At 45.3% G+C, this 26,972-nt stretch carries 20 protein-coding genes and 2 pseudogenes; 16 read left to right on the top strand and 6 right to left on the bottom strand.

Annotated elements, in window-relative coordinates; all coding sequences use genetic code 11:
• Window positions 1-35 precede the first annotated feature (35 nt).
• On the top strand, window positions 36-1,334 hold the full coding sequence (gene phoR / locus LIX84_RS19380; RefSeq protein ID WP_226421993.1) for a phosphate regulon sensor histidine kinase PhoR: 1,299 nt from the start codon (window positions 36-38) through the stop codon (window positions 1,332-1,334).
• A complete protein-coding gene (locus tag LIX84_RS19375) occupies window positions 1,334-2,293 on the top strand; it encodes a PstS family phosphate ABC transporter substrate-binding protein (protein WP_226421992.1) in 960 nt (319 codons plus the stop codon). Before phoR ends, LIX84_RS19375 begins: the two co-directional genes overlap by 1 nt.
• Before the next feature lie 34 nt (window positions 2,294-2,327).
• Here the strand turns inward: LIX84_RS19375 and ppx are convergent, their stop codons facing one another.
• On the bottom strand, window positions 2,328-3,833 hold the full coding sequence (ppx, locus tag LIX84_RS19370; RefSeq protein ID WP_226421991.1) for an exopolyphosphatase: 1,506 nt from the start codon (window positions 3,831-3,833) through the stop codon (window positions 2,328-2,330).
• Entirely contained in the window at window positions 3,817-5,907 is a 2,091-nt protein-coding gene (gene ppk1 / locus LIX84_RS19365) for a polyphosphate kinase 1 (protein WP_005391598.1), read from the bottom strand. The genes ppx and ppk1 overlap by 17 nt, the downstream gene beginning before the upstream one ends.
• A 207-nt stretch (window positions 5,908-6,114) precedes the next feature.
• Here ppk1 and LIX84_RS19360 point away from each other — a divergent pair, with 207 nt between their 5' ends.
• The 5 genes and pseudogenes from LIX84_RS19360 (at window position 6,115) to phoU (ending at window position 11,573) form a co-directional block, all read left to right on the top strand.
• Window positions 6,115-8,319, top strand: coding sequence for an ABC transporter permease subunit (locus LIX84_RS19360; protein WP_226421990.1), 2,205 nt, complete (start codon window positions 6,115-6,117; stop codon window positions 8,317-8,319).
• A 30-nt stretch (window positions 8,320-8,349) separates the two neighbouring features.
• Window positions 8,350-8,581: pseudogene (locus tag LIX84_RS23565) on the top strand (phosphate ABC transporter permease PstA); the annotation flags it as partial.
• A 65-nt stretch (window positions 8,582-8,646) separates the two neighbouring features.
• A pseudogene (gene pstA / locus LIX84_RS19355) lies at window positions 8,647-10,023 on the top strand (phosphate ABC transporter permease PstA); the annotation flags it as partial.
• A 2-nt stretch (window positions 10,024-10,025) separates the two neighbouring features.
• On the top strand, window positions 10,026-10,844 hold the full coding sequence (gene pstB, locus LIX84_RS19350) for a phosphate ABC transporter ATP-binding protein PstB (protein ID WP_005381745.1): 819 nt from the start codon (window positions 10,026-10,028) through the stop codon (window positions 10,842-10,844).
• Between the two features lie 30 nt (window positions 10,845-10,874).
• The gene (gene phoU / locus LIX84_RS19345) at window positions 10,875-11,573 is read left to right on the top strand and encodes a phosphate signaling complex protein PhoU (RefSeq protein ID WP_005381744.1); all 699 of its coding nucleotides are present in this window, start codon (window positions 10,875-10,877) and stop codon (window positions 11,571-11,573) included.
• A gap of 62 nt (window positions 11,574-11,635) precedes the next feature.
• Here the strand turns inward: phoU and ppk2 are convergent, their stop codons facing one another.
• The 3 genes from ppk2 to LIX84_RS19330 all read right to left on the bottom strand — a co-directional run bounded on the left by ppk2 (window position 11,636) and on the right by LIX84_RS19330 (window position 14,121).
• Entirely contained in the window at window positions 11,636-12,412 is a 777-nt protein-coding gene (gene ppk2 / locus LIX84_RS19340; protein ID WP_053808700.1) for a polyphosphate kinase 2, read from the bottom strand.
• A 70-nt stretch (window positions 12,413-12,482) separates the two neighbouring features.
• Window positions 12,483-13,226: a copper homeostasis protein CutC gene (locus tag LIX84_RS19335; protein ID WP_081442479.1), complete on the bottom strand. Its 744-nt coding sequence runs from the start codon at window positions 13,224-13,226 to the stop codon at window positions 12,483-12,485.
• A gap of 283 nt (window positions 13,227-13,509) precedes the next feature.
• Window positions 13,510-14,121 (bottom strand): peroxiredoxin C, encoded by a 612-nt coding sequence (locus tag LIX84_RS19330; RefSeq protein WP_005381738.1) that lies wholly within the window; start codon window positions 14,119-14,121, stop codon window positions 13,510-13,512.
• A gap of 199 nt (window positions 14,122-14,320) precedes the next feature.
• On the opposite strand from LIX84_RS19330, the gene LIX84_RS19325 reads away from it, so the two are divergent.
• From LIX84_RS19325 to aceA, 3 genes are all read left to right on the top strand, one after another.
• A complete protein-coding gene (locus tag LIX84_RS19325) occupies window positions 14,321-15,226 on the top strand; it encodes a hydrogen peroxide-inducible genes activator (protein WP_005383681.1) in 906 nt (301 codons plus the stop codon).
• Window positions 15,227-15,832: 606 nt separating this feature from the next.
• Window positions 15,833-17,461: a malate synthase A gene (aceB, locus tag LIX84_RS19320; RefSeq protein ID WP_226421988.1), complete on the top strand. Its 1,629-nt coding sequence runs from the start codon at window positions 15,833-15,835 to the stop codon at window positions 17,459-17,461.
• Between the two features lie 120 nt (window positions 17,462-17,581).
• Window positions 17,582-18,895 carry an isocitrate lyase gene (gene aceA, locus LIX84_RS19315; RefSeq protein WP_226421987.1) on the top strand — a complete coding sequence of 438 codons (1,314 nt, stop codon included), beginning with the start codon at window positions 17,582-17,584 and terminating at the stop codon, window positions 18,893-18,895.
• A gap of 124 nt (window positions 18,896-19,019) precedes the next feature.
• On the opposite strand, the gene LIX84_RS19310 is transcribed toward aceA, so the two are convergent.
• On the bottom strand, window positions 19,020-19,469 hold the full coding sequence (locus LIX84_RS19310; RefSeq protein ID WP_005391583.1) for a CBS domain-containing protein: 450 nt from the start codon (window positions 19,467-19,469) through the stop codon (window positions 19,020-19,022).
• Between the two features lie 323 nt (window positions 19,470-19,792).
• Here LIX84_RS19310 and LIX84_RS19305 point away from each other — a divergent pair, with 323 nt between their 5' ends.
• The 6 genes from LIX84_RS19305 to secF all read left to right on the top strand — a co-directional run bounded on the left by LIX84_RS19305 (window position 19,793) and on the right by secF (window position 26,917).
• Window positions 19,793-20,959: a S1 family peptidase gene (locus tag LIX84_RS19305; RefSeq protein WP_226421986.1), complete on the top strand. Its 1,167-nt coding sequence runs from the start codon at window positions 19,793-19,795 to the stop codon at window positions 20,957-20,959.
• A 270-nt stretch (window positions 20,960-21,229) separates the two neighbouring features.
• Window positions 21,230-22,282: a tRNA preQ1(34) S-adenosylmethionine ribosyltransferase-isomerase QueA gene (gene queA / locus LIX84_RS19300; RefSeq protein WP_046874341.1), complete on the top strand. Its 1,053-nt coding sequence runs from the start codon at window positions 21,230-21,232 to the stop codon at window positions 22,280-22,282.
• 150 nt (window positions 22,283-22,432) lie between these two features.
• A complete protein-coding gene (gene tgt, locus LIX84_RS19295) occupies window positions 22,433-23,581 on the top strand; it encodes a tRNA guanosine(34) transglycosylase Tgt (protein WP_005391577.1) in 1,149 nt (382 codons plus the stop codon).
• Window positions 23,582-23,747: 166 nt separating this feature from the next.
• Window positions 23,748-24,077, top strand: a complete 330-nt coding sequence (gene yajC / locus LIX84_RS19290) for a preprotein translocase subunit YajC (RefSeq protein WP_005381725.1) — start codon at window positions 23,748-23,750, stop codon at window positions 24,075-24,077.
• Window positions 24,078-24,098: 21 nt separating this feature from the next.
• Window positions 24,099-25,955 (top strand): protein translocase subunit SecD, encoded by a 1,857-nt coding sequence (gene secD, locus LIX84_RS19285; protein WP_006741889.1) that lies wholly within the window; start codon window positions 24,099-24,101, stop codon window positions 25,953-25,955.
• 14 nt (window positions 25,956-25,969) lie between these two features.
• The gene (secF, locus tag LIX84_RS19280) at window positions 25,970-26,917 is read left to right on the top strand and encodes a protein translocase subunit SecF (protein WP_005391572.1); all 948 of its coding nucleotides are present in this window, start codon (window positions 25,970-25,972) and stop codon (window positions 26,915-26,917) included.
• Window positions 26,918-26,972: the final 55 nt, after the last annotated feature.

The raw sequence follows: 26,972 nt of genomic DNA, 5'->3' as shown, positions 1-26,972 counted from the left end.
CACGCAGCTTATCGGTACCATTTCTGGAGTTATGAGTGGTTGAAAGATTAACGTGGAAAAAGCTGGCCTGGGAGCTGGCTTTTTTTTACACCCCATGGGTGATAGTAGGTTGGATATTCGGTTATATGCCGTGGTTGCTTTTGGCAGCTACGGCATTGCAGCTTGTGTGGCATTTGCATAACCAAGTACGTTTATCTTCTTGGTTATGGGATGAAAAGCGCCTTACGCCACCGTCTGGTAGCGGTAACTGGGAATCTTTGTTCAATGGCTTGTATCGCTTACAGCAGCGCCAACGCCGTAAACGCAAAGAGCTTACTAATCTTATCCGCCGATTCAGAAATGGTGCGGAATCTTTACCCGATGCCGTCGTGGTGTTCCGTGCTGAAGGCAATATCGTTTGGTGTAACAAACTGGCTCAACACTTATTGGGTTTCCATTGGCCGGAAGACTCTGGTCAACCTATCTCCAACCTCATTCGTACGCCTGACTTTATCAAGTACCTCAACAAGAAAGACTTCTCTGAGCCATTGGAAATGAGTTCACCACTCAATGTCGAACGCATGCTAGAACTACGTATCGTACCGTATACCGAAGGTGAACATTTGATGGTGGTGCGTGATGTTAGCCAGTTAAAACAACTTGAGGGAATGCGCCGTAATTTCTTTGCTAACGTTTCTCATGAACTGCGTACACCAATGACGGTGCTACAAGGTTATTTGGAGATGACAGAAGACCCTGACATGGTTGTGGGCCCAATGTGGAGCAAAGCGCATGGTGTTATGACGGAGCAGCTTAACCGCATGAACAGTTTGGTGAACCAACTACTGACGCTATCTAAAATTGAAGCGGCACCTATGCATGAGCTTGAAGAAGTCGTGAATGTACCTGCGATGCTCGAAGTACTAGAAAAAGAGGCGGTCAGCCTTAGCGGGGACAACCAACATAAATTGAAATTTGATGTTGATGCTAGCCTACGCGTACTGGGCGATGATGACCAGTTACGTAGTGCTATCTCTAACCTCGTTTATAATGCTGTCAAATACACACCGCCTGGCGCGAACATTAATGTTCGTTGGTTCCAGACATCTCAAGGCGCATGCTTAGAGGTGGAGGATAGTGGTGATGGTATAGAGCCTCAGCACCTCCATCGACTTACTGAGCGTTTTTATCGCGTCGATAAAGCAAGATCACGCGATACCGGAGGGAGCGGGTTAGGGTTGGCTATTGTGAAACATGCGCTGAGCCACCATGATGCTCATTTGGAAATTCACAGTGAAGTGGGCGTGGGCAGTAAGTTTTCTTTTGTATTGCCTGAACGTTTGGTGGTGAAATAATGGCATTAAGAGTCGCAAAAGTGTTCAGTCTACTGGCTCTCGCTTGTTCAGGTATGGCTGTCGCTCAAGATAAACCATTGCCGAATTATCATAAAACGACTGGGATTGTCGGGAATTTGCTCTCTGTCGGCTCCGATACACTTGCGGGCATGACAACACTTTGGGTTGAAGAGTTTAAATCCATTTACCCGAATATTAATGCGCAAGTCCAAGCGTCTGGCTCTTCTACTGCCCCCCCAGCATTGACCGAACAAACAGCTCAGTTTGGTCCCATGAGCCGCCCTATGCGTTTAAGAGAGGTTGAAGCGTTTGAACGTGAACATGGCTACAAGCCAACGGCGCTCAGGGTGGCCATCGATGCAATAGGTATTTTTGTTCATCAAGACAATCCAATTCAAGGGCTTAACTTTAGTCAGTTAGATGCTTTGTTTTCTGCCACGCTACGCTGTGGTGAAAGTCAATTTATCACGAACTGGCAGCAACTCGGTCTTGAATCACAGTGGGCAAAGCGCAACGTACAGTTGTTTGGTCGTAACTCCGTTTCTGGAACTTATGGTTACTTCAAAAGCAATGCCTTATGTGGCGGCGACTTTAAAACCCGAGTTAACGAGCAGCCAGGCTCCGCGTCAGTTGTGCAAGCTGTAGCGTCAACCATCAGTGGAATTGGTTATTCCGGTGTCGGCTATCGAGTAGCAGGCGTGCGCTTAGTTCCGGTGGCAAAAATAGGAAATGACTACGTGACGCCAACGCGAGAACATATTGTTAGTGGTAAGTACCCACTATCACGTTACTTATATGTTTACGTGAATAAGCACCCGGATTACCCATTAACACCAATTGAAGCCGAGTTTATTCGCTTTATTTTCTCCGCTCAGGGGCAAGCGTTGGTTGAGAAAGATGGCTATGTACCCATTACAGCAGATTTTGCAGAAGAAGAATTAAAAAAAGTCGGCCTATAAGCCGACTTTTTGTTTAGGCGTGAACAGTGCGAGATCAGAAAGTGAGTGTCCACTTCGCGCTGCTCCATCGTTCTTGTTCTTCCTGTAAATCAGCATGAAGCAATTTGTTGTTTTCTAGCCATGCTTTATCTGTGCACGTAAGAATCCATTCATCATTTTTGATGGATAAAGTGATGTCAGGCAATGGATCTTCGTTACGCTGTCCATTTAATACGATAGAAAGTCGTAATATTTTGATGAGGCTTATCACGTCACTTTGTTTGTAGAGGTTGAAATCTGGCAGTTCTTGCAGTTTGAGCGCTTTACGCTGGAAGCGGGCTAATGTTGCGAGCACTAATTGCTGTTCACGGTTGAAGCCTTGTAGAGTGGAATGCAACAGAATATAGAAAGAGTGGCGATGGAAGCTACGTAAGTTGATACTTAATCCGACTTCATGAAGCAATGCTGCCCATTCTAGTAAGTCAAATAACTCACTTTTTTTCTTAATGCCTAGTTCAGAGCGCACCTGACATAACATCTCACGTGCATGGCCTTTAACACGAGCAGCATGCTCTAAGTCAACCCGGTGTTTGTTGGCTAAATTTTCAGTTGTGCGCATACGTATATCGGAGCGCGCAAAACGCTCTTCCATTTCGTACAACAGGCCTTCGCGCAGAGCACCATCGGAGAAAAACATCTGCTCAATGCGAAGTGCTTTGAAAATCGCGGACAAAATCGCCACGCCTGCCGCGAATACGGGCTTACGTTCTTCTGTTAAACCTGTCAGATCAATCTCTTCTATTGAATCAAAATTACACAGAGTTTCAATAAGCGTGTCCAGTCTCTTCGCGGTGATCAGGCCATCTTCAAAACCCAACCCTACAAGTACTTCTTGAATCGCTTTGATAGTTCCTGACGAGCCGAGCGCGATATCCCAGCCTTTTTTACGGTATGCTGAAGCTATGGACTCGAGTTTTTGCTCGGCGGCTAACATCGCTTTATTAAAGTTTTTCCCAGACAGTTTGCTGTTTTTAAAATATTGCTCTGTAAAGCTGACGCATCCCATCTGTTTACTGTTGAGAAGCTCAGGTTCAAACTCTTGTCCAATGATCATTTCGGTACTGCCGCCGCCAATATCAACGACCAACTTGGAGTTTGACTCTACTTGAGTGTGAGCGACACCTAAGTATATCAGGCGGGCTTCTTCTTCCCCAGGGATGATTTCTATTGGGAAGGGCATCACTTCTTTCGCACGCTCAATGAATAGATGAGCATTTTTAGCGCGTCTTAGTGTGTGTGTCGCGGCGATACGCACATTCGACTCATCAAGCCCTTGCAGTCTCTCTGCGAACATGGCTAAGCACTCTAACGCACGTTCCATCGCGGAATGACTTAAGTTCAATTCACTGTCGAGTCCTGATGCTAAGCGAACACGCTGTTTATGACGGCTAACCAGTTGTAAGTCACTGCCTACAACCTTGGCCACCACCATGTGGAAACTGTTTGAGCCGAGGTCTATCGCGGCAATGTAGCGAGTATCTTGTTCAAGTATTTGAGGCATCTGAATTTTGTTTTCTAGTTTGCTTTTCTATATTTTTAAGATAGTCATAGATAGCGATTTGAGAACGAACTTTTTTGCGATTACCTCGTGGTACGTAAGCGTTGCTCATTTCCTTATCTATAAAACGAGCCTTTACTGTATCGGTAAAATGGATATTCGTTATATCAATAATTCTCTGTTTCAAACGTGGATCACGGACTGGCGCCGCCACCTCAATGCGGTGATCGATATTTCTTGTCATCCAGTCAGCAGAAGAGATATAGACTTGCGGATCGCCATCGTTATGGGTAATCACCACGCGTGGGTGTTCCAAAAAGCGGTCAACAATACTGATGATGCGAATATTGTCGCTGATCCCCTCAATGCCCGGTACTAATGAGCACATGCCGCGAATGATCATATTTATTTTCACTCCCGCCGTACTTGCTCCATATAGCTTATTGACGATGCCCTTATCGACTAGGTTATTGACCTTGATCGTAAGAGCGGCTTTCTTTCCTAGCTTGGCATTCGCAATTTCATTATCAATTAAGCGGTAGATTTGGGTTCGAGAATTACGTGGAGATACCATGAGGTGGTTGAACTTCACTGGGCGGTATGGATTCTCAATATAACCGAAGACATTACGAACTTCGTTAGTGATTTCTTGATCTGCCGTAAGCAGGGAGAAGTCGGTATAAATTCGTGCCGTCTTCTCATGGAAGTTGCCTGTGCCGATGTGTGCGTAGCGAATAATTTCTTCACCTTCGCGGCGGCTAATCATCAGTAGCTTTGAGTGAATCTTAAGACCAGGCGCACCAAAGATGACGTGCACACCAGCTTCGGTCAACACTTTTGACCATTCGATATTGGCTTCTTCATCAAAGCGAGCCTGCAGCTCCACGACCACGGTGACGTTTTTGCCGTTGTGCACGGCATCAATTAACGAGTTCATCAAGCGAGAATCTTTCGCGACACGGTAAATGTTAATCTTGATACTAAGCACTTTCGGATCGAAGGAGGCTTGGCGTACCAACTCACTAATGTGGTCAAAAGTGTGGTAGGGGTAATAGAGTAGAATATCTTTCGCTTTAATCGCATCAAAGCTGTTAGCGTAACCTTCGAAATCGGCGCATTTCATTGGCGGAAGCGGTTTATTTTCAAGGTACTCTCGCCCAACATTTGGAAAAGCAATGAAGTCTTTAAAATTGTGATAGCGGCCGCCGGGGATAAGGTTATCGTAATTAGAGATATTGAGCTTGTTACAAAGAAACTCTAGCATTTGGGGCGGCATATCACGTTCGTAGACGAAGCGAACGGGCTTTGCTGTCAGTCGCTGATTGACACCTTCCGACATTTGTTCGAGCAAGCTGTATTCGATTTCGTTGCGTAAATCGTATTCGGCGTCACGCGTCATTTTCATCGCATAGCCGCTAAGCTCATCATAATCAAAAAAGCCTTTGAACAGCTCATCCAAACAGTGGCGGATAATATTATCAAGTAAGATGATGGTTTTTCGACGCTTTCCTTTCTGTTCTGGTACCATCACAAAGCGGGGAAGGTGATCGGTCGGAATTTCGATCAGAGCGTACTGGTAATGCTCTTCTTTACGTAGCTCTACGGCGATGTAAGCGTACTCGTCTTTGAGAAATTGCAGAACATCGATCTCATCTTTCATTAGCAAAGGGGTGATATGCGGCATGACCTCTCTACGGAAGTATTTCGCGATCCACTTTTGCTGCGATTCATCCAGTTGTTGCTCGTTGACCAAGAAAATGCGACGTCGCGCCATTTCTCGAATCAATTCGCTGTAAAGCTCATCAAATTGTTCGTTAAGCTTGAGTGCTTTCGACTGCATTTTGGTTAACAGTCGTTTAGGGCTATCACTGCCACCGCGCTCTTGGCTGATTAGGATTCTGCGCTTCACGTCCGCAAAGCGTACTTTGTAAAATTCATCTAAATTGTTGGAAAAGATCCCAAGAAAGCGAATACGTTCGATCAAAGGGACGGTTTTATCGGCAGCTTCTTGTAATACTCGTTCGTTGAAAGACAACCAACTCAGTTCTTTTTCTATATATAGTTTTTCTGCGCTCATAACCTTACCTAGCCAAAAGTGAAGTAATACGTACTCATCTTGGAAAAATGGATGAGTGAGAACATTATGAGATTTTCATTACAGATTTATTTCATACCACGCATTGCATAAGAGTTGTATTCTTTTCAGGTGTTTAATGTGATCTGTAATATAATTGTCATCTTAACGACATATTCTAGTACTAAGTCAAAAAAGGTAGAGATTTAAATGGCACAAGCCGAGTTTTCATTGCAGGAAAAAGATAAGAAACGACTGATAAAAGATCGTTTAGTTCGACTTGCAGTGACATCTGGTGGTGTCGGCGTACTCGCGGCGCTTATTTTGATCTTTGTCTACCTCGCCATGGTGATCATTCCGCTTTTTTCTGATGCGGAGATCAAAACCAACCAAGCAATTCGAGCCACTCATATTGAAACACCACTGGCGATTTCAGTGGATGATTACGCTCAGCTCGCGTTCGTTCTAACCCAAAGTGGTGAGATTCAATATTTGTCGATGGAAGATCCTACGAAACCTGCGGTGTATAAACAGCAAATCGTCCAGAAACCCGTCGCTTTCTCTCAACCTGCTCCTGGGCTAGGTTGGTATGGATTTGTTGATGGGCAGGGTAAAGCGAACCTTTTCAAGCCAGAATTTAATGCCACGTTGAGAGAAAATACACGTCCTCCGGAAGTGATTGATCTAGACACCAGCATGGATCTGACACTAAGTACGCCTCAAGATCCTGTGACTCAGTTTGTATTTGCAGCTTCGACGCCCTTACCAACGATTGTTTGGCAGACGCAAAGCGGTGAAGTGAAAGCTCGCTGGCAAGTGGCTTCGTCTTTGGGTACGCCTCCGACAACGATCGATTTTACGTTCTCTTCAGGCTTTGATGCACCTCAGCAAATGTTATTGACACCTGACGGTGAAACGCTTTATTTGCGCGATGGCTCTGAGTTGATCGTGTTAAAGAAAACCGCACGTAAATTTGCTGTGCGAGAGGTGGTCGATCTCACTCAAGGTGATAAGAAGCATTCCGTTCGTACGATAGACTTATTGGCTGGTGCTTACTCGCTTTTGGTGACGCACAACGATGGTCGGGTGTCGCAATGGTTTGATACGCTGCAAGAAGAAAAACGCACGTTAACGCATATTCGTGATTTTAAATTGGCATCAGAGCTTAAGTATTTGTTGCCGGATTCTCATCGAAAAGGATTTTATAGCTTTTACACCAACGGCACGTTGCAAAGCCATTATACAACCAGTGAAAAACTGGTGTTGTTTAAGCGAGCGTACCATCAAGCGCCTGCAATCGCAGCCATGTCTAACAATGAGCGCTACTTAATCACTTGGCAAAGTAATGAGTTAAACGTTGCGGAAGTGGACAATGCCTATCCGGAAATTTCATTGTCTTCATTATGGCAAGAAGTGTGGTACGAAGGGTATCCTGAGCCTGAATATGTGTGGCAATCGACTTCGGCGAGCGATAACTTTGAGGCTAAGTTCAGCCTAGTACCTATTGCGTTCGGGACGATAAAAGCGGCGATGTTTGCGATGCTGTTTTCAGTACCGCTCGCAGTGCTAGGTGCTATTTATACGGCTTACTTTATGTCGCCACGCATGCGTCGTGTCGTAAAACCGTCGATTGAGCTAATGGAAGCACTGCCGACTGTGATCATTGGTTTCCTAGCGGGGCTGTGGTTCGCCCCTATTGTAGAGGATCACCTGATTACGATCGTTGTTATGTTGTTCGTTTTGCCCTTGAGCACCATGATTATGGGAGGGTTATGGGCGTTAATACCGCAACCTTTGCGGAATCGTCTGCCTAATGGTTGGCATGCTTTAGTGCTCATGCCTGTCATATTGGTACTGATTGGGCTTGGCGTGTGGATTTCGCCTACGATTGAGCAGACGTTCTTTGGTGGCGATATGCGCTTATTCTTAACCGAGCATGGTATTGGCTACGATCAACGCAATGCATTGGTGGTGGGGTTAGCGATGGGGTTTGCTGTTATCCCGACGATTTTTACCATCGCCGAAGATGCCATTTTCTCTGTACCGAAGCATTTATCGGATGGCTCTTTGGCATTAGGGGCCACGCCTTGGCAAACTTTAATCTATGTTGTCTTGCTTACCGCAAGCCCAGGTATTTTTTCTGCCATTATGATGGGCCTGGGACGCGCTGTTGGTGAAACCATGATTGTGTTAATGGCAACGGGCAATACGCCATTAATGGATTGGAATATTTTGGAAGGATTGCGCAGCCTGTCGGCGACCATCGCCGTTGAGTTGCCAGAGTCGGAAGTTGGAAGTTCGCATTATCGCCTGCTGTTCCTAGCTGCATTGATTTTGTTTGTGTTTACGTTTGCAGTAAACGCGCTTGCGGAGTGGGTTCGTCAGAGACTGAGAGACAAGTACCGTGCGTTGTAATAATGGTTTGAATAAAGAGCGAGTAATGACGTGTTAAATTGGATTCGTTCTGGCGCACCGTGGATATGGCTAACAGGCGGTGCAGTCAGCATCAGTTTGTTGTCGGTATTAGGGTTGTTACTCCTTATCGGCTGGAAAGGCCTGACTTACTTTTGGCCAGCTCCCTTGTATCAGTGGAATGTTGCAGCGCTGACCCCTGTACAAGGCGAAGTGCTACATGAAAATACTATTCTGATTGGCCAAGTGTATGAGCGCAGCTTTGTACCGAAGAGTTATCTGCCTGAAAGCGCAGCACAGCAGTTAGAAGACGATGAAGACTTTGCCACGCGACTCAGTATCAAAATCGCTAACCGAGAGTTGTATCCCGCCGATTTTATCTCCGTATTGCAAATGCAGTTGGATGAGCCCACGACGCCAAAAGAGTGGGCGGTGATAGAGCGCAGTAGCGGTGGTTATTTCTTTGGTAAGCTGGTGGCGTTTCAAGATGGCGATAATATATACACCAGTGATATTCAATCGGTACTAAATAAAAAGCTTGATGATGCAGAAACTCTGCGCCATGAGATTGATTCTTTGGTGGTCGATCAGCTTAAAGAGCTTGGTTGGAAGCTAGAGCAGTTGCGATTAGAAAAGCGCAAGCATGAGTTGAATGACACGCTGACAGAAAGCTTCTTAAAGGAAAACCAGACTAAAAAAGAGCGGATAGAGAGAGCTCTGGCGACGTTAGATTTACAGCTTGATGGCTTACGATTACAGCTTTCTGGCTATGCCCTGATTGTCGAGGATATGACGGGCTCACAAGTATCGATTCCGCTCGAAGACATTTTGGACTACTGGTACCCAAACCAAATGTCACTGCCTGATAAAGTCATGCACTGGGGGAAGCAGGTTTGGAAGTTTTTATCTGAAGATCCAAGAGAGTCGAACTCTGAAGGAGGCGTGTTCCCTGCGATATTTGGTACGGTTTTCTTAGTACTTATCATGTCGATCATTGTGATGCCACTTGGGGTGATCGCTGCTATCTATCTGCATGAATACGCTAAGAATAACGCTCTAACCAGGGTTATTCGTATTGCGGTTATAAACCTAGCGGGTGTTCCATCGATTGTTTATGGCGTGTTTGGTTTAGGCTTCTTTGTTTATACGATTGGTGCCTCTATCGACAACGTATTCTATGCGGAGAAGTTACCGGCACCAACCTTTGGTACGCCGGGTTTGCTATGGTCCGCATTAACCCTTGCCGTGTTGACGCTTCCGGTTGTGATTGTGACGACAGAAGAAGGTTTAACTCGTATTCCGAGTTCAGTACGACATGGCTCTCTGGCACTTGGTGCAACTCAGTTCGAAACACTATGGCGTGTGGTTTTGCCTATGGCGACGCCAGCTATTATCACAGGGTTGATCCTTGCGATTGCGCGGGCAGCTGGCGAAGTAGCGCCACTGATGCTGGTGGGGGTCGTGAAATTGGCATCCAGTTTACCGGTTGACGGGCAATTCCCTTATGTGCATTTGGATAGAAAGTTCATGCATTTAGGTTTTCACATTTATGATGTTGGCTTTCAAACCTCCAACATCGAAGCTGCGCGACCATTAGTTTATGCCACCTCTTTCTTACTCGTGACAGTGATTGTCGGGCTAAACTTAACAGCAATCAGTATTCGCAATAATTTACGAGAAAAATACAGAACGTTAGGACAAGATTAAGTATGTTTAATTTTGATAGTACATTAGGTTATGAGCCACCATTGGACGTTCATAATTTAACGGATGAACAAACAGCAATCTCAATCGAGAACCTTAATCTTTTCTATGGTCAAACTCAGGCGCTGCATGATATTTCGATGCGAATTCCCAAAGGGCGAGTCACCGCTTTTATCGGTCCTTCAGGGTGTGGAAAGTCGACGTTATTACGTTGCATCAATCGCATGAACGACTTAGTAGAAGGGTGTCGAGTCACAGGTAAAGTCCGTCTACATGGCAAGAATGTTTATCATCCTAATGTCGATGTTGCGACACTTCGACGCCGAGTGGGGATGGTGTTTCAAAGACCCAATCCATTTCCTAAGTCTATTTATGAAAATGTAGTTTATGGCTTACGCTTACAAGGTGTAAAAAACAGCCGCAGTTTAGATGACGCAGTGGAGCGATCCTTGCGCTCGGCGGCGTTGTGGGATGAGGTAAAAGACCGCTTGCATGAGAACGCATTTGGTTTATCTGGTGGTCAGCAACAGCGCTTGGTCATTGCGCGTGCGGTGGCGATTGAGCCGGAAGTCCTGTTATTGGATGAGCCGACATCAGCGTTGGATCCAATCTCAACTTTAACTATTGAAGAGCTTATCAATGAGCTTAAGACTCAATATACTGTCGTTATCGTTACCCATAACATGCAGCAAGCGGCGCGAGTGAGTGATCACACCGCATTCATTCATATGGGTAAGTTAATTGAATACTCTGACGCGGACTCGATCTTCACCTCGCCAATGAAGAAACAGACCGAAGATTACATTACGGGTCGATACGGTTAAGTCGCGACTCTATACGGAATAAGGAACATCATGCACTTTGGACGTCATATTTCAGGACAATTTAACGTAGAGCTAGAATCGATTCGTACTCATGTATTAACCATGGGTGGCTTGGTAGAACAGCAGCTTTCGTATGCTATTCAAGCCTTGCATAAAGAAGATATCGAACTGGCGCGTAAGGTTGTGCGTGACGATCATAAAGTGAATGCGATGGAAGTCTCGATCGATGACGCCTGCACACGCATTATTGCTAAGCGTCAGCCAACGGCAAAAGACTTGCGCTTAATCATGGCTATCATCAAAACGATCACTGATTTAGAACGTATCGGTGACGTGGCGACACGCATTGCTTACGTTGCCATTGAAAGCCCATCATCAAAAGAACGACAGTTCCAAGTGTCGTTAGAGCCTCTCTGCCGTCAGGCAATTAATATGCTGCATCAGGTTTTGGATGCGTTTGCCCGCATGGATGTAGAAGCGGCAGCAGAGGTGCACAAACAAGATGACAAGCTAGACGCTGAATATGAAGCGGTAATTCGTCAGTTGATGACCTATATGATGGAAGACCCAAAAAATATCCCCAATATTCTGCAAGTGATGTGGTCTGCACGCGCGATTGAACGCGTGGGGGACCGTTGCCAGAACATCTGTGAATACATTATTTACTTCGTGAAAGGGAAAGATGTACGCCATCTAGGTGATCAAAGCATTGATGACGTACTGAAGTAACTGATTTCAATAAATAGACCAGCTTTTAGGCTGGTCTATTTATTAGGGAAAGGGAAAGTACATCAATATTTATCGGGCACGAAGGTCTGATCATCAATGGGTGCTCTGACATAACCTTCTTTATTGAGATCGGGTAATTCAATCGGTGGGTACTCAAGCGCTTTGTAATCAATCTGGCTAAGTAAATGGCTGATACAGTTCAAGCGCGCTTTCTTTTTATCATCAGAAGGGACGACCCACCAAGGGCAGTTTTTCGTGTCTGTATAGGCAAACATCTTATCTTTTGCCTCCGAATACTCCGCCCAGCGGTGACGTGACTCCAAATCCATTGGGCTGAATTTCCAACGTTTGATCGGCGTATTAATTCGACCTAGAAAACGTTTTTCCTGCTCTTCGTCTGAAACCGAAAACCAATACTTAATCAGAATAATCCCAGAGCGTTGCAACATTCTTTCGAATTCAGGACAAGAGCGTAAAAACTCTTCGTATTCATCAGGCGTACAGAACCCCATGACTTTTTCGACACCCGCTCGGTTATACCAACTTCGGTCAAATAAGACGATTTCACCAGCAGATGGTAAATGAGCGACGTAACGTTGGAAGTACCATTGCGTTTTTTCTTTTTCTGTCGGTGCAGGCAGAGCGACCACGCGACAAACACGCGGGTTTAGCTTTTCTGTGATGCGTTTAATCACCCCGCCTTTGCCCGCAGCATCACGGCCTTCAAACAGAACCACCACTTTTAACCCTTTGTGTTTGACCCACTCTTGAAGTTTTACGAGCTCAACTTGAAGGTTTTTGAGCTCCTTTTCGTATTCCTTTTTCTTCAATTTAGACATACACCTTTCCTCACTCCTTGATAAACAATATGTTAGCACTCAAAAGCTATGCGTGTGAGGTTACGGTCGTCTATTTGAGAGCTGCTACGACATCGGTAATGGCTTGTGTACTTGTGATGGGGATTAAAAAATCATCGACATCGGATGCGCCCATTTTGCTTTGTTCTGCAATAAATATCATTTGGCTAGGGCGTGTGGTCTTGCCTGACAGATGGATTTCAGGAACTTGAGTGTCTTCTACTAATGCACGTACGTTACTTGCATTAACGCCAGCACCCGCCATGATTGCAATGCGTCCTTGGGCTTGTTCAACAAGAGATTTAAGTACTTTCTGGCCTGCTGGCGCAGAAGGTGCGAGCCCTGAAGTGAGAATGCGTTCGCAGCCCAAACTGATGACCTCTTCCAATGCTGATTGAGCGTTTCTACATTGATCAAAAGCACGATGGAACGTTACGCCCAGCCCTAATTCCTGTGCGAATTCGCACAGTGCTGTTGCAAAGGGCATGTGGATATCCCCTTCTTGGGTGAGTACACCGAGAACCACACCATCCAAGCCCGATTGGTGAGCCGCTTCAATATCCCAACGCATCATTTCGATCTCTTCTTCACTGTAGAAGAAGTCACCTTGGCGTGGGCGAATCATGGCATAAACAGGAATAGTCGAAATCCTAGCGGCTTGCTGCATAAAGCCATAACTGGGTGTTAGTCCGCCTAAAGCCAAAGAGGAGCAAAGTTCAATCCGAGAGGCGCCGCCAGTAATGGCGTAGTGCAGAGATTCAATATTATCGATACAGACTTCTAGGTGAGTAACCACGTTCATTCATCCTGCTAACGTTACAAATAAGTGTTGTGGCTAAGATATTAGCAGGGCCAGTAAGCAGAATCTGTATGGGAGGCATGAGAAATAGAGGTAAAGTTTACGCTGCAGCGTTACCTCATTTTGGCGGTTTATCTGAAGGTAAAAGAAAGCCCAGAGCATTTGCTCTGGGCTTTGATAGGACTTTACTTAGACTGATTGGCGTTTGCGGTTTTCCGCATTAGCTTTTTGCTTTATATACATCCAACCATCACACCCGTTGAGCTAGGGTGAAGGTCTATTATTTTTTGCCTAGGTCAGCTGCGTGCTCAGATAGGAACGCTGCAACACCTTTTGGAGATGCGTCCATACCTGCTTTACCTTCTTCCCATTGTGCAGGACATACTTCGCCGTGCTTCTGGTGGAAGTTAAGAGCGTCAACCATGCGTAGCATTTCGTCGATGTTACGGCCTAGTGGTAGGTCGTTAACTACTTGGTGACGTACAACGCCTTCTTCGTCGATTAGGAAAGAACCACGGAAAGCAACGCCTGCTTCTGGGTGCTCAACGTCGTAAGCTTTACAGATTTCGTGCTTAACGTCAGCAACTAGTGGGTACTTAACTTGACCGATACCGCCATCTTCGATAGCAGTGTTACGCCATGCGTTGTGAGAGAACTGAGAATCGATAGAAACGCCGATTACTTCAACACCTTTAGCTTGGAAATCAGCTAGACGGTTGTCGAATGCGATTAGCTCAGATGGGCAAACGAAAGTGAAATCTAGTGGGTAGAAGAATACTACTGCTTTCTTACCTTTAGTGAACTCTGCAAAGTTGAAGTTTTCAACGATTTCACCGTTACCTAGAACAGCTGCTGCAGTAAAATCAGGGGCTTGACGACCTACTAGTACCATTTTTTTGCTCCTAAAAAGTATGGTTAGTTCCAAACCGAATTCAGTTGTGTCGGTTTGGTCCGTGTTTGTACGAGACAAACTATAGTACAGATTGTAGTATTGAAAAAAGCGAAATAAATAGATTGAGTTAATCGAAAAAAACGATAATAGCAAAACTCTTAACTCGATCACTGGAACGGCGGTAGATACAAATACAATTATGAATAAATGGCCCAGTTTGAAGCAGTTGCACTACTTAGTCACACTGCATGAAACAAGACATTTTAGTGACGCTGCAGAGCGTTGTTTTGTCAGTCAGTCGACTTTAAGTAAAGGTATTCAAAACTTAGAGGAATTGATTGGTTGTCCATTATATGAAAAGAAAGACAAGAAAAGTCCACTGGTTTTTACCCAAACAGGAGAAATGGTAGTAAAGCAGGGGCGAGAGCTGTTAGCAAAAGGGCAAGATTTGGTCGAGCTTGGACGTATGTGCCAAGGCGACGATATGCAAGGCCAGCTAAAAGTGGGATGCATACCAACAATTGCTCCGTTTTTACTGTGTGATTTGGTGCAAGAGGTTAACTACCGTTTCCCACAACTGAATCTTTTATTAAGAGAAGACACGACAACAAACTTACTTCAAGCGCTTAGACACGGTGAGTTGGATGTACTCATTTTAGCGTTGCCAGTTGAAATTGACGGTATGGAAAGTCGAGTGGTGGGTAAGGATCCGTTTCGAATGGTTATTAGTGCTAATCAAGCCCAATCGGTGCCTGTGCCGATTCGTTACGCAGATTTACCTGACGAATCCGTCTTTTTATTAGAGAAAGAGCATTGCTTAACGGAACACGCGGTATCAGCGTGTAAATTAACAGATAAAGAAAAAATTAATCCGTTTACAGCAACCAGCCTTCATACTTTGGTGCAAATGGTTGCGAATGGTTTAGGAACGACGTTCATTCCTCAAATGGCTATCGACCACGGCCTGCTGCATAACCAGAATTTAGTCGTGATCGATCCCCCAGGAAAGCAAGCCTATCGTGAAATTGGCTTAGTTTGGCGTCCGAGTTCATCAAGAACGAAAACATTTAATCAGCTTGCAGAAGTCGTTTCCGAGCTGCTTTAGCTATTAGTATTAGCCTCTACATCTCCATTATTTATCTAAAAGCGCACTGAAAACAGTGCGCTTTCTAGTATTTTATTCTGTTGGTGAACTTTGACTTGTAAAATTTTACAGCTCTTCTTTGATGAAGCTTTCATAAAATAGTGAAATTTCACAATGTTAATTTTACACAAAACCTTGTATGTCTTGTTTGACCCTTGTTTGAGTTCACCTTGCCAGCCCTTGTGAATACAAGGTGTTTGTTTGCCAGTCTATATTCATACACTCGTTTGAAATGATAAATCGGCCTTAAAATTAATGTAATTTAATTACGTAATAAATTACAAAAATAGGTGTTCGATAGGCGGTTTTTACCCTGCCGAATAAAACTTCGAATTTTCTGTTTTGTTTATCTTGGGGGTTTCGTTAAACCCTTTGTTGAGATAGCTTATTTAAAGGCCGGTACGACTTATGTCTAGATTGAAAATACACGTAGCATTACGCAATCTATCGACATGGCTAGACGAGTTGAACACAAAGTTAAAGGATGTAATTTGTTGTTCATAACTTACAAATGTAGCTTTACGCTGATTGCCCAAGATTGATAAAGCACGTTAAGGATGAATGATTATGCTTGCTCAGACAGAACAAAAAACACAACAACTAAAGCAAACCCAAGGCATGCTTGAGGTGAATGGAGTCGTTGCTCCAGAACATCAAGCAATTTTCCCTGTTGAAGCCCAAACCTTTTTATCTCTACTGTGTGAAAAATTTGCCGGACGTGTTGAACAGTTGCTGGAAGCAAGAGAAGAGAAGCAAGCACGTATTGATGCTGGTGAGCTACCAGATTTTCTACCAGAGACACAAGACATCCGTGAAGGAAGTTGGAAGATCCTAGGAATCCCACAAGATCTGCAAGATCGCCGAGTGGAGATTACCGGACCAACTGATCGCAAGATGGTGATTAACGCACTGAATGCGAATGTAAAAGTGTTTATGGCAGACTTCGAAGATTCAATGTCTCCAGCATGGAGTAAAGTGCTGGATGGGCAAGTGAATTTACGCGATGCCGTGAATGGCACCATCAGTTACACCAACCCTGGCAATGGCAAGCATTATCAGCTGGAAGATGACCCAGCGGTGTTGATCTGCCGTGTTCGCGGCCTTCATTTAAAAGAAAAACACGTTACGTGGCACGGTCAGATCATTCCAGGTGCGCTATTCGATTTCGCTCTGTACTTCTATAACAACTACAAAGCGTTACTTCAAAAAGGCAGCGGCCCTTATTTCTACATTCCAAAACTGCAATCGCATCACGAAGCGAAGTGGTGGAGCGAAGTGTTCCATTTCACGGAAGACTATTTCGGTCTTGATACAGGCACCATCAAAGCGACTGTGCTGATTGAAACTTTACCAGCCGTATTCGAAATGGATGAGATTCTGTTCTCACTTAAAGAACACATCGTTGGTTTGAACTGTGGTCGCTGGGATTACATCTTTAGCTACATCAAAACCTTGAAGAAGCACCCTGAACGCGTACTGCCAGATCGCCAAGTGGTCACTATGGACAAGCCATTCTTGAACGCTTACTCGCGATTATTGGTGCGTACTTGTCATAAACGAGGTGCTTTCGCGATGGGAGGAATGGCCGCCTTTATCCCAGCGAAAGACCCGCAAGAGAATCAAAAAGTATTAGACAAGATCCAGACTGACAAATCGCTAGAAGCAAACAATGGTCACGACGGTACTTGGGTAGCTCATCCAGGTTTGGCTGACACCGCGATGGAAGTTTTTAGTGCTGTACTGGGCGAGCGCACCAACCAATTGGATGTGAGTCGTTCAGAGGATGCACCTATTACAGCGGCTGAACTACTCGAGCCTTGTGAAGGCGAGCGTACAGAAGCCGGAATGCGCCACAATATTCGTGTTGCGCTGCAATACATCGAAGCTTGGATTTCTGGTAATGGTTGTGTACCGATTTATGGCTTGATGGAAGATGCGGCGACAGCTGAAATCTCTCGCGCTTCTATCTGGCAATGGATTCAACACGGCAAGTCGCTAGATAACGGATTGAAGGTCACTAAGGATCTGTTCGAGCTCTATCTAAAAGAAGAGATTGAAGTCGTGAAACAAGAAATTGGCAAGCAGCGCTACCAAGCGGGTCGATTTGAAGAAGCGGCAGACTTGATGGCAAGGCTCACTACGAGCGATGAGCTGACCAACTTTTTAACAGTTCCTGGTTATGACTACCTGGATTAATAAAGAATAACTGTAACACCAATAACGTGAAGGATTTTCAAGGCAGATAGGGAAGTACTGCCTGAGAACGGAAACTCAACGCACACGCATAAAGTGCAAATTATAAAGAGGGATAGACCAATGACTAACTTAACTCGCCGCCAACAAATTGAAGCTCTGGAAAAAGACTGGGCAACTAACCCGCGCTGGAAAAATGTAAAGCGTACATACACTGCTGAGGAAGTGGTGGAACTGCGTGGTTCTATGGTACCTGCCAACACAGTTGCACAACGTGGTGCAGACAAACTTTGGTCACTGGTCAACGGTAGTGCGAAAAAAGGTTACGTAAACTGTCTTGGTGCGCTAACGGGTGGTCAAGCCGTTCAACAAGCTAAAGCAGGTATTGAAGCGATTTATCTGTCAGGCTGGCAGGTAGCGGCGGATAACAACACCGCTTCGACGATGTATCCAGACCAATCTCTTTACCCAGTCGATTCTGTACCGTCAGTAGTAAAGCGTATCAACAACTCATTCCGTCGTGCAGACCAAATTCAGTGGGCTGCTGGTAAGACGCCTGAAGATGAAGGTGGTATTGATTACTTCCTACCTATCGTAGCGGATGCTGAAGCGGGCTTTGGTGGTGTGCTTAACGCTTACGAGCTCATGAAATCGATGATCGAGGCAGGCGCAGCGGGCGTTCACTTTGAAGACCAGTTAGCATCGGTGAAAAAGTGTGGCCATATGGGTGGTAAGGTATTAGTTCCTACGCAAGAAGCGGTACAAAAGCTCGTTGCAGCTCGTTTGGCTGCTGACGTGGCGGGAACAACAACATTAGTTATTGCTCGTACTGATGCGAATGCGGCGGATCTCATTACTTCAGATTGCGACCCATATGATAAAGATTTTATTGAAGGTGAGCGCACTCAAGAAGGTTTCTACCGCGTTCGCGCTGGTATCGACCAAGCGATTTCTCGTGGCCTGGCTTACGCACCATATGCAGATTTGATTTGGTGTGAAACGGCTACGCCATGTTTGGAAGAAGCACGTAAGTTTGCAGAAGCAATTCACGCTGAATACCCAGATCAATTGTTGGCGTACAACTGCTCGCCTTCATTCAACTGGGAGAAAAACCTAGATGCAGAAACCATTGCTAAGTTCCAACAAGAGCTTGCAGACATGGGCTACAAGTACCAATTCATCACGCTAGCAGGCATTCACAACATGTGGTTCAACATGTTCGAACTGGCACACGCTTATGCTCAAGGTGAAGGTATGCGTCATTATGTTGAGAAAGTTCAGCGTCCTGAATTCCAGGCGGCAGAAAAAGGCTATACATTTGTTGCACACCAACAAGAAGTAGGTACAGGTTACTTCGATAGAATGACCAATACTATCCAAGGTGGTAACTCTTCAGTGACCGCATTAACCGGTTCGACCGAAGAAGACCAATTCTAATTGGCAGAGAAACACTTCCTTAATCAGCGTCAGTAATGGCATTTTGAGCGGCAACCCTGCCGCTCTTTTTTCGTTTAAAACGTTTAAGAAACGAAATTTACACCCAAGATAACGCGTTTGCGTATTATTCTTCTGGCTCGATTTCTTCGGGTTCCACTTCTTCTTGCAGTTCCAATAAGTTAATCGCAATGGTCACAAAGTCACTGTCAGTAATGATGCCTACCAATCGACCCTTGGTGACAACAGGTAAACAGCCAACTTTGTGCTTTTGCATGTAGATAGCGCTCTCTTTAAGCCCCGCGATGGGTTCGGCCGTCATGATGTTAGTGTGCATCATTTCGTAGAGCGGTGTATCTAGAGTAAAAGATTGTTCAGCCTCATCTGGGTGCAAGCTCGATTCTTGAGCAGCAAGAATGTCGCGTTGAGTCACCAAGCCTTGTAAGTGGTTATTGGCATCAACAACCGGAATATGTCGAATATCAAGCGCATCCATCATGCTTTTTGCATCACGCAAGGTGTGCGTGCGCAGTAAGGTATGAGGATTACGAGTCATCATGTCTTCAACCTTGATCATAGAGACCTCCAGCGGCATTGTCCTTCTCTTAAATATAGAGAATATTTTTCTGTATATCTGGGAGCTAACTCGTTTTTCATCAATTAAATAGCACAATACACTTGCGCTTCTTTTTGTCTGCGTAATCTGTGTCTTATCGACGTTTTTATTAATTTGAATAAGTCGGTTTGCGTGCGAGTCAGTTGGCATTTTTGATTGATATTGAATGTGTACCCAAGGTAATCCAATGAATTGAATCGCACATTTTTATTCGTTGGATTTTCCAAGATTCGTCTCTCGAAGAAGATACGCTCAGGCTTACCAAATTGAAGACAGCAACCTAAATGAAAAGAACAACGTGTAACAAACTCATTGCGCTGGCAGTGGCGGCATTCAGTGTGCAATCAGCACAGGCGATTGTGTTAGGAGATGAACTAACCGACTCTGTTGACCGCGTTACTTTACGAGCAAGTAATATGGCAGAGTTCCCACTGTGTGGCGGCACCATGCTGACGGAGCAGTGGGTGTTGACTGCGGCACACTGCGTGGTAATGGGGCAGGGAACGAACGAAGCAAGCTACTATGTGACCCCGCCGGGCGAGTTGTCGGTGAATGCGAATGTGCATGAACTTAATTCAGCAGGGCTTGATAACTTCTATCCGGTGTCTCACGTTGTGGTTCACCCTGATTACACGCGGATTTCAAAAGCTGAGACCGACAGTAATGGCAACGTGAAACCTATCCAAACCGGTTTAGACTCAGACATCGCGTTGCTGTATCTCACGCGCCCAGTGGCAAACGCAAGCTTTGCTGATTTAGCAAACAAAGCCGACATGGAGAGTATCGAAGCGCGGTTGGCTGCGGATTGGAACGATAATTACCTGACCAATCAACGTGTCGAAAATGTGCAAGTGTTTGGGTGGGGGACCACTCAGCCGGATGCTTCTGAACCTTCCAATACGCTCAAAACCACCATTAGTACATTTTTACCCATCGACAAATGTTATGAGCGTTTAGAAATTGGCAGCAGTTTTCCGGGGATCATCGACTCAAGAGAAAACCAAACCAAAATTTGTACGCTACCAACGAAAAACCGAGTATTAGAGCCGGATAGCCACACCCAATATGGTAACTCTGCATGTAAAGGTGACAGTGGGGGGCCGCTGGTCGATGTGGCGACGGGAAAACAGATTGGTATTGTTAGCGGTGGACCTCTCATTCTTCCGACTTGTGGCTCTTTGACGATTCCAAGTTTCTACACCAAGGTGAGTCAATATTACGACTGGGTACAGTCTTACATTACTGCCGATGCGCCACCAAGTAGCTACATCATTGCACCGAACTTTATTAAAGAGGCTAATAACGAAGTCGGCGGAGATAAAGAGTGTCACGACGGTATCGCAACCAATAACTGTGATTTCAAAGGGGCAGATGATGATGGTGGCAGTCTGGGTCTGTGGCTATTGGGTCTATTGGTGCCCTTGGCGTGGTGGCGAAGGCGTGAGGTTTGATAGGGCGATTTGAATACTAAACGAGTAAGCAGCGTTATGCGCTGCTTTGCTTTTTAATGTTCCATTTCTTTCGACTTGAACTGAAAAATAATGCCAAGTGATCGCGGTTTTTCACGTTTTATTACACTCTTCATCATGGCTTTTACAGTGATATTCTGGGGATTTGCTTGCTATTGCAGCATGTAAACATATACTAGTCTGCTGCGAAAAACTCGTCGCAATTTTATCGTCGTCCTAGACGTGATTTGACCAATATATAAGACAAGTAACATGCAAGTATCAGATTTCCATTTCGACCTTCCAGATGAACTTATCGCTCGTTACCCTCAGCCAGAGCGTACCGCTAGCCGACTATTGCAAATGGATGGCAATACCGGAGAGCTAATTGATGGCACATTTACTGATGTATTGGGCCAAGTTCAACCCGGTGATCTCGTGGTGTTTAATAATACTCGTGTTATACCTGCTCGTCTTTTTGGTCGTAAAGAGTCGGGTGGTAAGCTAGAGGTGCTGGTGGAGCGCATGCTTGATGAGAAAAGCATCCTCGCGCACGTTCGCTGCTCTAAATCTCCAAAACCAGGTACAACCATCATTGTTGGCGAGAATGATGAATACTCTGCAGAAATGGTGGCGCGTCATGACGCTCTATTTGAACTGAAATTTAACGCTGATAAGACGGTATTAGAAATTTTGGAAGAAATCGGCCACATGCCACTTCCTCCTTACATTGACCGCCCAGATGAAGATGCAGATAAAGAGCGTTACCAAACCGTATATAACCAGAAGCCAGGCGCAGTAGCGGCGCCGACAGCGGGTCTTCATTTTGATGATGTTCTACTAGAGAAAATCAAAGCGAAAGGCGCAGAGTTTGCTTACGTCACTTTGCACGTTGGTGCTGGTACATTCCAGCCAGTAAAAGTAGAAAACATCAACGATCACCATATGCACGCTGAGTACGTAGAAGTACCGCAAGAAGTCGTCGAAGCAATTAAAGCGACGAAAGCGCGCGGTGGACGAATTATTGCTGTTGGTACTACATCGGTACGCTCACTTGAAAGCGCAGCGCAAGACGCATTGAAAAAAGGGACTGAGTTGGTCCCATTCTTTGGTGATACAGAAATCTTTATTTTTCCTGGCTACGAATATCAGCTTGTGGATTGCTTGATTACCAATTTCCACCTGCCAGAATCCACACTGATCATGTTGGTGAGTGCATTTGCAGGTTATGAGAACACCATGAATGCTTACAAGCATGCGGTAGAAAACAAATATCGCTTTTTCTCATATGGTGATTCAATGTTCATCAAGAAGAAAACGATTTAGTAAAAAATAAGATTTACGAGTGCTAGCAGTAAGCTAGGAAATAGAGCAGAACCTCTGCTTTATCTCTCGCAAGGAAAAGCGACCGCTCCTTAAAGTAGGGTTGAGCCCTAAACACTCAGTCAGACTGTTTCTCTGACACCCGGAGGCATCGTGAAATTAAAATTCGATCTTAAGAAGAAAAACGGCAATGCGCGTCGTGGTCAACTGACTTTCGAACGTGGCACTGTTCAAACCCCAGCGTTTATGCCAGTTGGTACTTACGGTACGGTTAAAGGCATGACGCCAGAAGAAGTGAAAGGTACGGGCGCAGAAATCCTACTAGGTAACACGTTCCACCTTTGGCTGCGTCCTGGTCAAGAAGTCATGAAAATGCACGGCGACTTGCATGATTTTATGAACTGGCACGGTCCTATTCTTACTGATTCAGGCGGCTTCCAAGTATTCAGCCTTGGCAAGATGCGTACTATTACCGAAGAGGGTGTGCACTTCCGTAACCCAGTTAATGGTGACAAGATTTTCATGGACGCAGAAAAGTCGATGGAAATTCAAAAAGACCTAGGTTCTGACATCGTCATGATTTTTGACGAGTGTACGCCATACCCAGCGACACACGATGAAGCGAAGAAATCGATGGAAATGTCACTACGTTGGGCACAGCGCTCACGTGATCACTTCGAGAAGCTAGAAAACCCGAACAACCTGTTTGGTATTGTTCAAGGTGGTGTTTACGAAGATCTACGTGATGTGTCGGTAAAAGGTCTAACGGAAATCGGTTTTGACGGTTACGCGGTTGGTGGCTTGGCAGTAGGCGAGCCTAAAGAAGACATGCACCGTATTCTTGAGCACACTTGTCCGCAGCTTCCAGAAGACAAGCCTCGCTACCTAATGGGCGTGGGTAAACCAGAAGACTTGGTTGAAGGTGTTCGCCGCGGTATCGACATGTTTGACTGTGTAATGCCAACGCGTAACGCGCGTAATGGTCACCTGTTTGTGACAGGTGGTGTGATCAAGATCCGTAATGCGAAACATAAAACGGATACAACCCCGCTGGATCCGCACTGTGACTGTTACACTTGTCAAAACTACAGTAAATCGTACCTTCATCACTTAGAGCGTTGTAATGAAATACTAGGTGCTCGTCTGAATACGATCCACAACCTACGCTACTACCAGCGTCTGATGGAAAGTATTCGTAAAGCGATTGATGAAGATCGTTTTGATGAGTTTGTTACTGAGTTCTATGAGCGTCGTGGCCGTGAAGTGCCACCACTAGCAAAAGAACAGTCATTGACGGACTAAAAAGAATTAAAGCCTTTGGCATGTCGCCAGAGGCTTTTGCTAATAAAGTAGGCTAACGCACGTTATTTTTGAGAGAGTGATCGCTATTAGTTACTCTCAGACTTGAATCTAAAATGCGAAAGCCCAACTTGTTGGATTATCAATAAAATATAATGAGGATGTTTTAATGTTTATTTCTCAGGCTCACGCAGCAGCAGAAGGCGCGCCAGCAGGCGGTGGTTTTGAAATGCTAATCATGCTTGGCATGTTCGCAGTGATCTTTTACTTCATGATTTACCGCCCACAAGCGAAACGTGTAAAAGAGCACAAGAACCTAATGGCTTCTATGGGCAAAGGCGACGAAGTTCTAACTAGCGGTGGCCTAGTGGGTAAAATCACTAAGATTGCTGAAGACAATGACTACATTTCAATCGAGCTTAACGCGAACAATGAAGTGGTAATCAAGAAAGACTTCATCACTGCAGTGTTGCCAAAAGGTACGCTTAAGTCTCTATAAAACAGCTAAAGGATCCTCGCTGTGCTAAACCGTTATCCATTATGGAAGTACTTGATGGTATTTTTTGCCATCATCACCGCTGCGTTATACGCACTTCCAAATATCTACGGTGAAGATCCGGCTATTCAAGTTACAGGGGCGCGTGGCGCCTCTGTAGATATGTCAACGCTGGATGCTGTCACTACTGCTCTTGATAAAGAGCAACTCTCTCATAAATCCATTGCTCTCGAGAATGGATCAATTCTTGTTCGCTTTAACGACACTGACACACAAATCAGTGCTCGTGATGTCATCAGCGAAGCGCTTGGCAAAGACACAATTGTTGCACTTAACCTTGCTCCTTCTACACCCGATTGGCTAGAAGCGATTGGAGCGTCACCATTAAAGCTGGGTCTTGACCTTCGTGGTGGTGTCCACTTCTTAATGGAAGTAGACATGGACGCTGCGATGGAAAAGCTCGTTGGTCAGCAAGAAGAAGCTTTCCGTAGCGAACTTCGTGAGGCAAAAATTCGTTATCGTGCTATCCGCCCTTCTGGCAAAGAAGCGGTAGAAGTTCTGCTACGTAACGAAGAGCAATTAGCAGAAGCGAAAGCAATGCTAGAAAAGAATCACCCGGACATGCTCTTTGTCGAATCTGATTCAAATGGCCGTTACGCTCTTACTGCGACCTTTACCGAGCAACGTTTACAAGAGATCCGTAACTACGCTGTTGAGCAAAACATTACGATTTTACGTAACCGTGTAAACGAGCTAGGTGTTGCAGAGCCTCTCGTTCAACGTCAAGGTGCAAGTCGAATTGTTGTTGAGCTTCCTGGTGTTCAAGATACTGCTCGTGCAAAAGAGATTCTAGGTGCGACCGCAACGCTAGAATTCCGTGAAGTTGACGATAAAGCTGACCTATCAGCGGCGGCAAATGGTCGTGCGCCAGCAGGCAGTGAAATCAAAATGGACCGAGACGGTCGTCCGGTTGTGCTTAAGAAGCGTGTTATTCTTGGTGGTCAAAGCATTACGGATGCAAGCTCAAGTGTCGATGAATACGGTCGTCCACAAGTTAACATCTCGCTAGACAGCGAAGGTGGTAACAAGATGTCAGCGTTCTCTAAGAAGAACATCGGTAAGCTAATGGCTACCGTGTTTGCTGAGTACAAAGACAGTGGTCGTCGTACGCCAGAAGGCAAAGTCATCCTAGATAAGCATGAAGAAGTCATCAACCAAGCGACGATTCAATCGGCTCTTGGACGTAACTTCCGTATCACGGGTATAGACTCCGCAGCTGAAGCGCACAACCTTGCACTTCTATTACGTGCTGGTGCACTGATCGCACCTATCTCTATCGTTGAAGAGCGTACTATTGGTCCATCAATGGGCCAGCAAAACATCGATATGGGTATCCAAGCGTGTATCTGGGGTATGGTTGCCGTAATGCTGTTTACGCTGCTTTACTACCGTGGCTTTGGCTTGATTGCCAACATCGCTCTAATGGCTAACTTAGTGTTGATCATTGGTGTTATGTCGATGATTCCAGGCGCTACCATGACGCTTCCGGGGATTGCCGGTATCGTGTTAACGGTCGGTATGGCGGTTGATGCGAACGTACTGATCTTCGAGCGTATCCGTGAAGAGCTTCGTGATGGGCGTAGTCCACAACAAGCTATTCACCAAGGTTATGCGAATGCATTCAGTACGATTGCCGATGCGAACATCACGACACTGATTACTGCAATTATCCTATTTGCAGTCGGTACTGGTGCAGTGAAAGGTTTCGCGGTTACTCTATCTATCGGTATCTTAACTTCAATGTTCACCGCCATTATTGGTACACGTTGTATCGTGAACCTGATTTACGGTGGCAAACGCGTTGATAAATTGTCGATCTAAGGCTGGGAATTAATATGTTTCAAATTCTAAAAGCAGAGAAGACGATCGGCTTTATGCGTTGGTCGAAAGTAGCATTCGTTTTTTCAATCTTTATGATTGCTGCTTCTATCTTCACTTTGTCAACTAAGTGGCTAAATTGGGGCCTAGACTTCACTGGCGGTACGCTAATTGAAGTTGGCTTTGAAAAACCTGCGAACCTTGAAAAAATCCGAACCGCTTTAGATGCGAAAGGTTTTGGTGATGCGACAGTACAAAACTTCGGTAGTGCTCGTGAAGTAATGGTTCGTCTTCGTCCACGTGATGACGTTTCTGGTGAAACGCTGGGCAACCAAATCATTGGTGCTATCAAAGATGGTACTGGCGAAAGCGTAGAAATGCGTCGTATTGAATTCGTAGGTCCTAACGTTGGTGATGAGCTAACAGAAGCTGGCGGTCTAGCGATCCTCGTGTCGCTGATCTGTATCCTGCTTTATGTCTCGATGCGATTTGAATGGCGTCTAGCGGCTGGTGCGGTTATGGCATTGGCTCACGATATCATTATCACGTTAGGTGTTTTCTCATTCCTACAAATAGAAGTTGACCTAACCATCGTCGCGGCATTATTAACGGTAGTCGGTTACTCGCTCAACGATACCATCGTTGTGTTTGACCGTATCCGTGAAAACTTCCGTAAGATGCGTAAAGGTGAGCCAGCCGATATCATGGACGCTTCAATCACCCAAACGTTGAGCCGTACGTTGATTACCTCGGGTACAACATTGTTCGTGGTAATTGCACTGTTCATGCAGGGTGGTGCGATGATTCACGGCTTCGCAACCGCACTTCTACTTGGTATCACTGTAGGTACTTACTCTTCTATCTACGTAGCATCAGCACTAGCGCTAAAACTGGGCATCCAGAAAGAGCACTTGATGCCACCTCAAGTAGAAAAAGAAGGCGCAGAGTTCGACGAAATGCCATAAGGCAGGTTGAGAGTCGAAAACAAAAACCGCTGAGCAATCAGCGGTTTTTTTGTAT

The sequence above is a fragment of the Vibrio sp. E14 genome, assembly GCF_020515785.1.
In the GTDB taxonomy this organism is placed as follows: domain Bacteria; phylum Pseudomonadota; class Gammaproteobacteria; order Enterobacterales; family Vibrionaceae; genus Vibrio; species Vibrio diabolicus.
Note: the sequence above shows the minus strand (reverse complement) of the source record. Positions and strands in the feature narration are given on the sequence as shown.